This is a genomic window from Bradyrhizobium sp. 2S1, assembly GCF_011516625.5.
Lineage (GTDB): Bacteria > Pseudomonadota > Alphaproteobacteria > Rhizobiales > Xanthobacteraceae > Bradyrhizobium > Bradyrhizobium septentrionale.
Map to the genome: position 1 here is coordinate 9,066,657 of NZ_CP147717.1, position 11,975 is coordinate 9,078,631.

General features: G+C 63.5%; 14 protein-coding genes and 1 tRNA gene. 8 read left to right on the plus strand and 7 right to left on the minus strand.

Features of this window, described 5'->3' with window-relative positions; translation table 11 throughout:
- Window positions 1-80 precede the first annotated feature (80 nt).
- Window positions 81-896 carry an IclR family transcriptional regulator domain-containing protein gene (locus tag HAP54_RS43370; protein WP_166297508.1) on the plus strand — a complete coding sequence of 272 codons (816 nt, stop codon included), beginning with the start codon at window positions 81-83 and terminating at the stop codon, window positions 894-896.
- 245 nt (window positions 897-1,141) lie between these two features.
- Here HAP54_RS43370 and HAP54_RS43375 read toward each other — a convergent pair.
- A tRNA-Gly gene (locus HAP54_RS43375) sits at window positions 1,142-1,215 on the minus strand.
- A gap of 547 nt (window positions 1,216-1,762) precedes the next feature.
- On the opposite strand from HAP54_RS43375, the gene HAP54_RS43380 reads away from it, so the two are divergent.
- A complete protein-coding gene (locus HAP54_RS43380) occupies window positions 1,763-2,149 on the plus strand; it encodes a YciI family protein (protein ID WP_029080230.1) in 387 nt (128 codons plus the stop codon).
- 73 nt (window positions 2,150-2,222) lie between these two features.
- Here HAP54_RS43380 and HAP54_RS43385 read toward each other — a convergent pair whose 3' ends face one another.
- Together HAP54_RS43385 and HAP54_RS43390 are read right to left on the minus strand one after the other, a co-directional pair.
- Complete coding sequence (locus HAP54_RS43385) at window positions 2,223-2,630, minus strand: hypothetical protein (protein ID WP_166297510.1); 408 nt, start codon at window positions 2,628-2,630, stop codon at window positions 2,223-2,225.
- A gap of 101 nt (window positions 2,631-2,731) precedes the next feature.
- On the minus strand, window positions 2,732-3,529 hold the full coding sequence (locus HAP54_RS43390) for a lytic murein transglycosylase (protein ID WP_166297512.1): 798 nt from the start codon (window positions 3,527-3,529) through the stop codon (window positions 2,732-2,734).
- Window positions 3,530-3,776: 247 nt separating this feature from the next.
- On the opposite strand from HAP54_RS43390, the gene HAP54_RS43395 reads away from it, so the two are divergent.
- From HAP54_RS43395 to HAP54_RS43405, 3 genes are all read left to right on the plus strand, one after another.
- Window positions 3,777-4,136, plus strand: a complete 360-nt coding sequence (locus HAP54_RS43395) for a MerR family transcriptional regulator (RefSeq protein ID WP_166297514.1) — start codon at window positions 3,777-3,779, stop codon at window positions 4,134-4,136.
- A gap of 65 nt (window positions 4,137-4,201) precedes the next feature.
- On the plus strand, window positions 4,202-4,555 hold the full coding sequence (locus HAP54_RS43400; protein ID WP_339156809.1) for a VOC family protein: 354 nt from the start codon (window positions 4,202-4,204) through the stop codon (window positions 4,553-4,555).
- 251 nt (window positions 4,556-4,806) lie between these two features.
- On the plus strand, window positions 4,807-5,016 hold the full coding sequence (locus HAP54_RS43405; RefSeq protein ID WP_029080226.1) for a hypothetical protein: 210 nt from the start codon (window positions 4,807-4,809) through the stop codon (window positions 5,014-5,016).
- A gap of 429 nt (window positions 5,017-5,445) precedes the next feature.
- Here the strand turns inward: HAP54_RS43405 and HAP54_RS43410 are convergent, their stop codons facing one another.
- The 3 genes from HAP54_RS43410 to HAP54_RS43420 are packed head-to-tail and all read right to left on the minus strand — an operon-like array spanning window position 5,446 to window position 6,125.
- Window positions 5,446-5,673 (minus strand): hypothetical protein, encoded by a 228-nt coding sequence (locus HAP54_RS43410; protein WP_029080225.1) that lies wholly within the window; start codon window positions 5,671-5,673, stop codon window positions 5,446-5,448.
- Window positions 5,636-5,836 (minus strand): hypothetical protein, encoded by a 201-nt coding sequence (locus tag HAP54_RS43415; protein ID WP_224741535.1) that lies wholly within the window; start codon window positions 5,834-5,836, stop codon window positions 5,636-5,638. Before HAP54_RS43415 ends, HAP54_RS43410 begins: the two co-directional genes overlap by 38 nt.
- A complete protein-coding gene (locus HAP54_RS43420) occupies window positions 5,829-6,125 on the minus strand; it encodes a hypothetical protein (protein WP_029080224.1) in 297 nt (98 codons plus the stop codon). Before HAP54_RS43420 ends, HAP54_RS43415 begins: the two co-directional genes overlap by 8 nt.
- Before the next feature lie 339 nt (window positions 6,126-6,464).
- Here HAP54_RS43420 and HAP54_RS43425 point away from each other — a divergent pair, with 339 nt between their 5' ends.
- Window positions 6,465-6,860: an NUDIX hydrolase gene (locus tag HAP54_RS43425; RefSeq protein WP_166297518.1), complete on the plus strand. Its 396-nt coding sequence runs from the start codon at window positions 6,465-6,467 to the stop codon at window positions 6,858-6,860.
- 60 nt (window positions 6,861-6,920) lie between these two features.
- Here HAP54_RS43425 and HAP54_RS43430 read toward each other — a convergent pair whose 3' ends face one another.
- Window positions 6,921-8,111, minus strand: coding sequence for an adenylate/guanylate cyclase domain-containing protein (locus HAP54_RS43430; RefSeq protein WP_166297520.1), 1,191 nt, complete (start codon window positions 8,109-8,111; stop codon window positions 6,921-6,923).
- A 461-nt stretch (window positions 8,112-8,572) separates the two neighbouring features.
- Between HAP54_RS43430 and HAP54_RS43435 the strand changes: the two genes are divergently transcribed.
- Entirely contained in the window at window positions 8,573-9,313 is a 741-nt protein-coding gene (locus HAP54_RS43435; RefSeq protein ID WP_166297522.1) for a hypothetical protein, read from the plus strand.
- A gap of 59 nt (window positions 9,314-9,372) precedes the next feature.
- A complete protein-coding gene (locus tag HAP54_RS43440) occupies window positions 9,373-11,850 on the plus strand; it encodes an autotransporter outer membrane beta-barrel domain-containing protein (RefSeq protein WP_166297524.1) in 2,478 nt (825 codons plus the stop codon).
- The last annotated feature ends 125 nt before the right edge of the window (window positions 11,851-11,975 follow it).

Here is an 11,975-nt window from a genome sequence, read left to right on the forward strand (position 1 = left end):
CATTTGTCCGCTATACGGACATTGCCTTTCGGTCGAAACACCGGCATAACGAAACAGGTTCCACGAGAGAAGGCAGGCACATGCCCAGAGAAGTGGCAAAGGCCGTGTCGGTCAGTCGACCGGTTCAGGAAGACGAGCGCCCGGCTCATTTCGTGCAAAGCCTTGAACGGGGATTTCAAATCCTGCGCGCATTCGATCGCGAGCACCCTTCCATGACGGTCAGCGAAGTGGCCGGCCGCACGGGCCTGACCCGAGGCACTGCACAGCGTTTTCTGCTCACGCTCGTCGACCTCGGCTATGCGGAGCACGATGGAAAGCGCTTCGGATTGCGGCCGAAAGTTCTCGATCTCGGATTCGCCTATCTGGCGTCGAATGATGTCTGGGATACCGTCGAGCCTTTCGTGGAAGAGGTCGTGAATGAGTTGAACGAGTCATGCACGGTGGGTGTTCTCGACTGGCCGGACATTGTCTACGTTTGTCGCGTTCAAGCACACCGGGTTGTCAATGCGGCCTTGAGCGTGGGATCGCGCGTGCCAGCGAACGCATCCTCACTTGGCCGCGTGCTGCTCGCCTATTTGGATCCGCTGGTTCTTGACCGCTATCTTCTCGATACGCCCCTTCCTGCGCGGACCCGACATACGATCACGAACCCGCGCGAGTTGAGGAAGGCATTGAACGAGGTGAGAAAAAATGGATGGGCGCTCGGCGATCAGGAATATGAAGAGGGTGTTCGTTCGGTGTCGGTGCCGCTCAGGAATCGCCAGGGCAGCGTCATCGCTGCAATAAAGGTCGTTGCGCCGACGAGCCGGGCGACCAAAGAGGAAATGATCAGGCGATTTCTTCCCGTCCTCCGCCAAGCCGCCGAACGGGCAAATGAGGCATTGCGGGCCCGTTGAGGGTTGGGTGGTCCGGGGGACCCATTTTTGCGCCACGGCCGCCGATTTCCGCACGCGCGTTCGATACCTCTTCTCCAAGTCAAGATGCTCGGTTTTGATGACCTCGCACATCGAGCAACACCGGAAATACGGCAGCGTCTCAAGCGGCACGCGAAACAGTCGCTCGGAAAGCAAGCATCGGAACGTGCAAAGCAGCCCGACTTGTCAGAACAAATCCGCCCCTATCGCCAAGTCCATAAAAAGGCTGGAGCGGGTGAAGGGAATCGAACCCTCGTATTCAGCTTGGAAGGCTGCTGCTCTACCATTGAGCTACACCCGCGTCAGGCGATCACCTAACACGGCCGGACGGCCGCCTCAACTGGTTCGGCTCGCGTCCCAATTCCCCGGTCAACGGAGCATATTTCTATAAATCCGGCCGGTTTCTGGCGCGGATGGGCCGGACGGCGGCCTTAACAGCGGCGGATTCGCCGCCTATATTGTGAGTCCCATCAACAAAGAAAGGAGGTGATCTAGTGTCTTGTCTTAAGCGCTGTCACCTCGCTGGGATCGCCCGCTAGGCTTTGAGTAATCAGCCTGGCATCGGGGCGCTCTCAGCCCTGACCAGCGAGACAACAAAAACGGGGCGCGGCGGGAGCGATTCCGCCGCGCCTTTTTTGCGGTCCGGACTGAGCGATTAACGCCCCCCTGCCCCAAACGCGGACATCGAATCAGAGGCCGAAAATGCCGAGCCCGCGCGGCAGCCAGCGGCGCTCGCGGGATACCTTGTCGCACCACAAAAACGATCCCGTCCGCTACAAGGGAAATGTCGGCGTGGGTTGCCGCGAGACGTCCTTCGGCCTGCCGCATCAGAAATGAGGAGCACATAGATGCTTTATGCCATCCTGGCCTATCACGTCGAAGCCGAGGTCAAATCGTGGACCGCCGAAGAGGACGCCGCCGTGATGACGGGCCTGCGCGAGGTCCATCAACGGCTGAAGGGCCGGCTCGGTCCCGCCGTACGGCTCGGCGATACCCGCAAGGCCAGCACGCTGCGCGGGCCCGGCCACGGCATGGTGATCGACGGCCCGTTCTCGGAGACCAAGGAACAGCTGCTCGGCTTCTATGTGATCGATTGCGCCGATGAAGCGGCGGCGATCGCAGCGGCGCGCGACCTGCGCAGCGTCAACCCGTCGGCGGTCTACGAGATCCGCGCGCTCAAGGTTTACATCCCCGGCGCGCCGTTTCCGGAGACCGCTGGGCCCAGCGACGCGTAGCAGGGTGCTCGATTCTTTTTGACGCGTTTTCTTCACGCGAACCGGTACCCGCTTCGCTCGAAAACGCTTCGGCTCAGCGGCTGGAGCGTTTCGGCAGCTTCGGAAGCCTGCTCGGATCGAACTTCGGCAGCGGCAGATCCGGCGGCGGTTCGGGCGTCACGTCCTGGCTCGGAATCAGCGTCACCTCGAAGGCGAGATCGGGTACGGCATCCGCCCTGCCCGTGCAGGTCGCGATCGCACCGCTGAAGACACCCTCGAGCCGCACCACGAGGTCGTCGGTGCCGAACACGGTCGCATGTCCATCGGAGTGCCGTCTTGTGGTCAGAACGGCGGAGAAGCGCTCGCCGTCGACCTCATAGGTGCCGCTGTAGAGCATGATGGCATCGCTGCCCCACAGCCGGCCGTCGGCCACGTGGACGATGCCGGTGCCATCAGCAAGCGACGTTCGAAACCACGCCGCATAGGTACCGTTCTTGAGCATGGAGCCCGTTTCCATTTGCTCCGTTTCACCGCAAACGATCTGGGCACCGTTGCCTTAACAGGGGGTGAAGGAACCTGGATGTGAAGAATTTGGCCGTGCGCTCATTGGCCGTCGATCTGCCGCCCCATGATCGCGATCGCCTTCTGATAGACCCCTGCGGCGTTCCACGCCTCGATCGCGGCGAAGTTGGGTTCCCCCGGCTGATAGCCGGCGCCGGCGCGCCAGCCATGGGCCCGCAGGAAGTTCGCCGTCGAGTTCAGCGCGTTGGCGGCGACGTCGAGATTGCCGGTGCCATAGGCGAGGACATTCTTCGGCATGAACTGGGTCTGGCCGATCTCACCATGCATCGAACCGCGCGTGCTTCCCGAGAGCGTGCCGCGGTCGATCAGCTTCAGCGCGGCATAGAGCTGGTCGGTGAAGAATTCCGGACGGCGGCAGTCATAGGCAAGGGTTGCGATCGACGACAGCATGTTCTGGTTGCCGCGCTGGCTGCCGAAGCCGCTTTCCATGCCCCAGATCGCGATCAGCGGTCCCGGCGGCACGCCATAACGCTGCTGGATCGAGGCAAATAACGCCGCCTGCGATTGCTTGAGCGAACGGCCCCGCGCCACGATGGTCGCAGAGCCCCGCTTGGCCATGAACTGCTCGAGCGACAGGCCAAAGCTGCGCTGGCCGCGATCCGCGGCAATCGTCGCGCTGGCGTAATGCGACTGCATCAGCGCGTCGATCGCGGTGGCGCCGACGCCCTTGGCCCTCGCCTCGCCGGCGAATTGCTCCTTCCAGGATTCGAAGCCGCCAGGTCCGTTGCCGCACTGCGCCGCGTTCGCCTCAACGCCCAGCGTTGCAACCATCGCGACAGCAGCGAGCGCCGATGCCGCAATCCGCCAGCCCCTCACCATCCGAAACCTCCTCCGCAAATGTGCCGCCCCTCCGGGCGCAGCGCTGACGATGGCCGGATTCATATGACCCGGCGATGAACGATCCGCCTCAGATTCGGCCGCGGATCGCCACGATATGTCGCGGGAAGCGGATTGGCCATCCCGGCCAGATCAGGCAGGCCGGGACATTTGGCCCCTGCGGCCGCCACTGCGCTTGACATTGACGTTAATGACAAGGTGCTAGGCCGACCCTCGACAGGAGATCGCGATGAGGATTCAGGAGGCGGCGCGCCATCTTGGCGTGAGTGCCCGTGTGCTTCGGCACTATGAGGCGGCGGGCCTGATCGAGCCGCAGCGGATTTCGAACGGCTACCGAAGCTACTCCGCGGCGGAAATCGAACGGGCCGCCTGGGTGCGAGACCTGATCGCCTCGGGGTTCTCGACCCGCGAACTTCGCAATCTCTTGCGCGCGCTGGAAGGCGGCCGGCGCGGCGCCCGCGTGAACTGCTCCGCAGTGATGCAGCAGAAGCTCGACCAGATCGATCGGGCGATCGCGGTGCTGCGCAAGCGGCGGCGCGCCTTGTCGCGTCGGCTGACCGAGCCGGATCGCGGCCGCAGCAACACATGAGGACATGATGAGGGCACCATGAGGACCTGGCAATGAAGATACTCAATATCCTCGCGAGACGTTACTTGCCGCTAGACGGTCTGGATGAGGCCGTTGCCTTCCATGAAGCCCTGATCGGCCAGATGGCGCGCCTTCGCTTCGACTATCCGGAATATGATCTCAGGCTCGCGCAGGTCGCCTCGATCCTGTTCATTGCCGGGACGGAGCAGAGCCTGAAGCCGTTCACGGCGACGCACCTGACGTTTCTGGTCGATGACGTCGACGCGTTCGCCGCTCATCTCCCCCGCGTCGGCGCCACGGTGCTGGAGGCTCCCAAGCCGGTCCCGACCGGCCGCAACATGCTGGTGCTGCATCCGGACCAGACACGCGTCGAATATGTCGAGCATCGCGACAAGCATCCGGCCGATGTGCTGCCCTGAGCATTGCCGCCACGAGATCATGACGGACGGCCGCTCGCTACTCAGAACTGTCGGTCGTGTGTGAGCAAGACGGATTGGTCGGTGGTCTGCTCGCGTCCCGTTCAGTCAGGAGGCCCCGTATTGTCCCGGATTTCCAATTGCCGGTTTTTCCCGGCTGCAACTGATATTCGCGATCAGAATCGGCTTCCTCCGATCGGGACGTCTTGGCTGATCGCGTAACATGCTTCATCGATCTTTCCGGGAATACGGGTATGCAGATCAAGCCGGCACAGTGGACCACGGAGGACGAGCACCGGCTGTTGCAGTTGCTCAGAGAGACGCTGCTGACGCAGCGGGAGATCGCCCAGGAACTTGGACGCACGGAGGCCGCCGTGAACTGCCGGCTGTCGGTGATCCGGAAACGGCTCGCAGGCGGCAGGCCGGACGAGCCGTCTCCATCATTGATGCGTCCACACCCGTAATTTCACGGTGTTTCAAGGCCGTGGGTAATGACGTCCGGTGCCTGTTTTATTTCGAATCGATTGGGCAAAAGAGGGCCCGCGGAAACGCGGCCCCATTCTTCTCATCCCTCACAACGTCGATTTGCAAAGCCGGGGTCCGTCTCCGAAACGAGAACGGCAATCGGCGAGCGAGCCTGCCAAGCCCTGCGACGAACGACGGCCCCGGCGCGCAAGGCGTCGGTATTTCGCGGCGAGCGCAATCCACACCCGTAATGCAGCGGGCATTCCAATTGCCACTTATTCCCGATTATAGTTCACGCTCTGGGAGAAAACACCAAGGACGGGGACGGCTCCGGCGATCACGACATCTCGCCGGGGCCGTTCAACCCGCCCGCCCATGCAATGCTCGCGAGCAGGTCATCGGATGACATCAACGGCCCAGGCGGCGTGCTACGGCACGTCGCCTCGCCTGCGCGGGCCGACGGTTTGTGGCCGGTTGAGGAAGAATTCGCGGTTGCCGAGCGCGGCCTCCGCATACTGATCGATCGCCACGATGATCGCCTGCACGTGGTGAAAGCACCAGCCTTCCCGCGTTGCCCGGTGCCGGACCTCGGCCAGCGCCTTGATCCAGGGCGCGTGATCATCGCTGTCGTGGAAATACCGAAGCGGCTCTCTCATCTTTCCTCCGGCAGATCACGTCTTCCAGCTCGGCGCGCTTGCGCGACAGCAGAAGCTGCGCCGACGCGCTGTCGCGCCCGGCCCGCCTGAGCCGGTTCACGGATGCGTCGAGCTCGCGCAACTCGGCGCGCAGCCGCAGCATCCTGAGCGCGTCATCACGCACGCGCTTCGCTGGCGACCAGCGCTGGCCTCCCCGGGCGAATGGAGACGGGTGCCGTCGTGCGGCGCCGCGGAGCCACGCTCGCATGCACGATGATCGGTTCGCGGTCGCCGAGGACGCCGCGCTCCTCGACCAGACGGCTCATGACGAGACGCATCTTCAGAAGGTCCCCGGCCACGAAGGCGCAGTCCTCGTCCCGGTTGAGTTGCTCGCGCATGATGGCCTCGGCCTCGAGCATGCTGACGCGCAGCGCCCTGATCTGCCTGCGAATTTCACTGATACGGTTGTCCATGGCGGCCTCCTGTTCACGGTGGAGGGCGATTAGAACAAAACAAGAACATCAAGTCAAGCGGTGCACCCGCTTATCATGCGACACGATTGCCGAACTCAATCCGGCGAGTTCCTTCTGTCGGAACCCTGAGGGTGACAGTTTTCACGACTTCAACGTGGGGCTGTTGGGGGCAATACCTGATCGACAGAGGACGCGCACCGTCGCAAGTTCCTCAATCGTCACGCCCCGCATCGTCGGCGAACAGCCAACAATGGCAGTGGAACAATGCGCCATCGAACTTGTCTACTCAAATAGACAAATTAAAATGACGGCGATTCTGTTTCGATCATTGCGCAGTACATGCCCAAGTCCTCCAAGCTGGTCGCCGCGAAGCGCGGCAAGGTTCTTCTGGTACGACGCCGATCCGACGGCCTGTGGATGTTCCCCGGCGGGCGGCGGCGACCGCGCGAGACCGGCAAGGATTGTCTACGGCGCGAGATCAAGGAAGAACTGCCGAAGCTCAAACTCGGCCGGCTCAGCCTGTGGAAGGAAGTCACGGCCAAGAACAAGCGTTCCGGCCGCCGGATGAGCGACGCGATCTTCATCGCCAAGTTTGCCAAGGGCAGGCTGGCGATCGGCGACAAGAAGGAGATCGACCGCGCCGCCTGGCAGAAGCCGCGGGGCCTCCGCCTGACGCCGACCTCGCGCTACATCCGCGATCGGCTGTTTCCGAGAAAGCAGCGGCGCCGACGATAAGCGGTGGAAGGGAGCTGACGTCCACGTTCGGGATTGGCCTCTCTCCGAACGTCCCGGCACTCACCCTTGAAATGCAAACAGCTCGATCGGCTCGCTGAAGCCGCGCACCGCGTGTTCGCCGACGCGTTCGAGCCGGAAATCGCGTTCCACGAGGTCGGCGAACGCACGCGACAGCAGCACGTTTTTTCCCAGTTGCTTGGTGAGGGCTTCGAGGCGCGACGCCATGTTCACCGCAGGGCCGATCACGGTGAAGTCGAGCCGGGTACGCGATCCGATGTTGCCGTACATGACGTCGCCGACATGGACGCCGATGCCGTAATTCATCGGCGCCCGGCCCATCATGCTGTTCTTTTCGCTGAGCGCCGCCATCGCCTGCCGCGCCTCGGACACGGCGTGCAGCAGATTGGCGCAGGCTTTTGGGTCGCTGAGCGGGAAGATAGCGAGTAGGCCGTCGCCGATGAATTTCAGGATTTCCCCGCCATGCCGCGCAATCGGCTCCGACATCGCGTCGAAATAATCGTTCAGGAGATCGATCACGTCGTCGCGCGGCCAGCTGTCCGAGATCCGGGTGAAGTCCCTGAGATCGCAGATCATGATCGCGGCGCGCACCGTCGTCCCGCTGCCCCGCCGCGTCGCCCCCGCCAGGATCAGCTCGCCGGCATGCGACCCGACATAGGTCTCGAGCAGCGTCCGCGCCAGCCGGTTCTTCATCCGGATTTCGCTGACCAGCGCCAGCACCGGCAGCAGCTTCGAGAGGCTGGCGATTTGCGCATCGTCGAAACCTCCGGGCCGGTCGGTCGCAAACGTCACGACATGCCGCTTGCCAAGCGTATGGAGCAGCGGCCACGCCACATAATCCGTCAATCCCTGCCCGCGCATCTCGTCATAGAGCGCGTGCTTGCGGCCGGGCGCCCGTTCGAGCCGTTCGCGCACTTCGGTCGCCCCCTCATGGATTTCGTAAACCGGACTGCCGATATATTCCGAGCGCTCCCTGACCTCGTAGTCGACCCGCGTGATCTCGGCCTCGCGCTGGCCGTCGGCCCAGATGATCCGGGCGCCAAGCCATTGCGGGTGCTGGATCAGGAGATTCATCGTCGCCCGCTTGAGGGGAATGCCCGCGCGCTGCAGCCGGAGGCAGAGCTCGGCGAAGATGTTGTCGATGAAGCGCTCGTCGCGCGTCTCGTTGGTCAGCCAGCGCACAATCTCGCCGTCAGACTGCGGAGCGACGGAATCGATGTTGGGCGCGTTCATTTCTTGCTCCAGAGCGGCGGGTTGGATTCGGCAATCGGTATGTCGTGTGTCCGCCCGGCAACGTCAACGTCGCCAGCGGTAATGTGATCGTGCGCGTCTGGCGGTCGAGGCACCGCATGCGGGCCTGCCCAAGCCCCCTCCGTGCCGTCGATCTGCTATCGGTCCTGCGAACGGTGCTACCTCATGTCCGGCAAATGCGATGGATGCGCCCTCCCCGGCGGCCTCTCACATCTGACTGCGCACGGTACCGTGCCAACGCGACTCAACTGGTTAGCGATCGATTAATTGCAGCGCGCGGACGTTGCATCGCGAGCACACCAGGCTTGGTTTCGATGCGAACGATACAACCTCCATTTGTCAGCTCACAGTGAGTCACATAGCGTAACACATATCCGCCGCCGGCGAATGTTTGCGCGAATGCAACCTGCCAGGCGGTGGCAAGAACAAGGGGCCAAAGCACCATGCGCGAATGCATCGGGGCTGCGACGATCTCGCGACCAGCGGATGACAATCCACACGTGAGTGCGCGCCGGACTGCATCACCATCCTACAGACGCGCGCAATCCCAGCGCCTGCTGCTGATGAGCGCCTCGGTGGCGCTAATGCCGGGCTTGGCCGCCGCACAGACCTGGACCGGCGCCACCAGCAACGACTGGACGGTCGGCTCGAACTGGAACGGCGGAACAGTTCCGGCCGGCGGTGCGGTTAGCATCGTGGCCGGTTCAACCGTCGTCCTCGGCGTGACCGGACCGGCGACCGGCACGACCGGTACCATCAATGTTCGTGACGCAGTCGGGGCACCGGGCAGTCTCACAATTCAGAACGGCAGCACGCTGACAAGCACCGGCACCGTCTCGATCTCCGACGTCGTAGGCGGTACCGCCACTGTAACTGTGACCGGGGCCGGGTCACGGTGGAATGCTTCCACGATCACCACCGGCACTGCCGGCACGGGCATCCTCAATATCACTGATGGCGCGACCGTCACCGTAACAAGCCGGATCATCGTCACCACTCCGGTCAACGGCACCGGCACCCTCAAAATCAGCAACGCCACGCTCGTGAATCGCGGCTTCGGCATTACCGTTGGCAACGCAAGGGGCCAGATCAATTTTGACAATGCCACTTTCCGCGCGGCCATCAATACCCCCGCATCTCGAGCGGAACGGCCGCCCAGAACAACATCGCCGCGGGCGGACTGACCGTCGATAGCAACGGGTTCACCGTCCTCCAAGCGAACGGCTTCAGCGGCGTCGGCGGATTGACCAAGACCGGCGCCGGGATCTTCAGGTTCGCTGGCGTCGGCAACAGCTACACCGGCGAAACCGTGATCCAGCAAGGCACGCTCCAGCTGTCTAACATCGCCGGCTCCGGCAATGCCGTCGCCAGTTCGAGCCGGGTGGTCGATAACGCAATCTTCGATCTTTCACTCATGCCTGACCCCAACGCGCGCATCCAGAGCCTGGCCGGCAGCAGCGCCGGCAGCGTCACGCTGGGCACCAAGGACCTGATCATCACCAATGCGAACGATACGTTCGCAGGCTCCATCAGCGGCACCGGCGGATTGCAGCTCACCGGCGGCACGCAGGCGCTGTCCGGCGTGCAGGCCTATAGCGGCGCGACCACGATCACATCAGGTACGCTGGCACTGACCGGCGGTGGCGATATTGCCGCCTCCAGCCAGGTGATCGCGAACGGCACGTTCAGCATCGCCGGCCTTTCCGGCGCCGGCACCAGCATCCAGCGGCTGTCGGGCACCGGCGGCGTCGATCTCGGCGCCAAGACGCTGACCGTTACCAACGCAAACGACACGTTCTCCGGCGTGATCGGCGGCAGCGGCGGTCTGACGCTCGCCGGCGGCACCGAGACGGTGTCCGGCGCCAACACCTATAGCGGCCTGACCACGATCTCTGGGGGCACGCTGGCGCTTGCGGGCGCCGGCGCGATCAGCAATTCGAGCCATGTGGTGGCGAATTCGGTCTTCGATATCTCCGGACTCACCGGCGCCGGCACGAGCATCCAGAGTCTGGCCGGCAGCGGCAATGTCGCGCTCGGCGCCAAGACGCTGACACTCACCAATGCCAGCGACACGTTTGACGGTGCGATCAAGGGCACCGGCGGGCTTGCACTCACCGGCGGCACGCAAATCCTGTCCGGCATCAACAGCTACAGCGGTGCCACCACGGTCAGCGGCGGTACGCTGCGCGCCGGTGCGGCCGATGCCTTCAGCTCGGTATCTGCCGTCACGGCCGGCGCAGGCACCACGATCGACCTCAACGGCTTCAGCCAGGTCGTGGGCGGATTCAGCAATGCCGGCACGTTGCGGTTCGGCATGACGCCCGGGACCACGCTGACGGTCGCCGGCAATTACGCCGGCAATGGCGGAACGCTGCTGTTCAACACCGTACTCGGCGGCGATAGCTCAGCCACCGACCGCCTCTTCGTGCTGGGAAACACTTCGGGCACCTCGACCGTGAAGATTGCCAATTTCGGCGGCGGCGGCGTGCAGACGGTTGACGGCATCAGGCTGATCGACGTCGCCGGCGCCTCGAACGGCACATTCGCGCTCGCCGGCGACTATGTGCTGAAGGGCGAGCAGGCGATCGTCGCCGGCGCCTATGCCTATACGCTGCAGAAGAACGGCATCTCGATGCCATCCGACGGCGACTGGTATCTGCGCTCCAGCCTCGCCAATCCCAGCGATCCGACAACACCGCCCGTGATTACAGGTCCGCTCTACCAGCCCGGCGTGCCGCTCTACGAGAACTATGCCGGGGTGCTGCTCGGCATGAACGAGCTGCCGTCGTTGCAGGAACGCGTCGGCAACCGCTATTGGGGCGGCGGCGCCGGAGAGACGATGGCGCGAATGGGCGTCACGCCGGCAGCGCAGGCGGACAGTTCATGGACGCAGTCGGCATTCTGGGGCCGCGTCGAGGGCGGTCAATCCAGCCTGCGGCCGTCGAACACCACGGGCTCGACCACGAACAGCGATCAGTTCAAGGCGCAGGCCGGGCTCGACGGCCTCGCGCTCGAGAACAGCTATGGGCGCCTGATCGTCGGCCTCACGCTGCAATACGGCCTGACCACGGCCTATGTGAATTCGCTGTTCGGCAACGGCCGCATCCGCGCCGAGGGCACCGGCGTCGGCGCCACCGCCACCTGGTATGGCGACAACGGCGTCTACGTCGACGGCCAGATGCAGACCATGTTCTACCGCGGCGATCTCACTTCCGATCTCGTCGGTAACATGGCTCACGGCAATGAAGGCCTCGGTTATGCCTTCAGCGTCGAAGGCGGCAAGCGGTTCAATGTCGGCAACGGCTTTTCGCTGACGCCGCAGGCGCAGCTCGCCTATTCGAAGGTCGACTTCGATGGCTTCACCGACCGCTTCGGCGCGCTGGTCTCGCTCACCAATGCCGACAGCCTGCTCGGCCGCATTGGTCTCACGCTCAATCACCAGAAGATCTGGTATGACGGGACGAGCATCGTCCGCTCCGACCTCTACGCGATCGGCAATCTGCACTACGAATTCCTCGACGGCAGCAATGTCGATGTCGCCGGCACCGGCTTTGCCAGCGCCAATGACCGTCTCTGGGCCAGCATCGGCGGCGGCGGCAGCTACAGCTGGGCCAACGGCCGCTACACCGTATTCGGCGAAGCGACCTATCGCGCCAGCCTGCAGGATGCCGGCGACAACCACAGCTACAAGGGCAGTGCCGGGTTTCGGGTGGTGTGGTGAGGACGGAAGACTAAAGCACACTGAAGTCAGACTGAACTGGCTGCACCCACGATTTCTGTATAATCGAATAATACCGCTGAGTTGCCCGACGAGTCAAGCTACCGTGTCCGCCGGCAGCCGCCGGC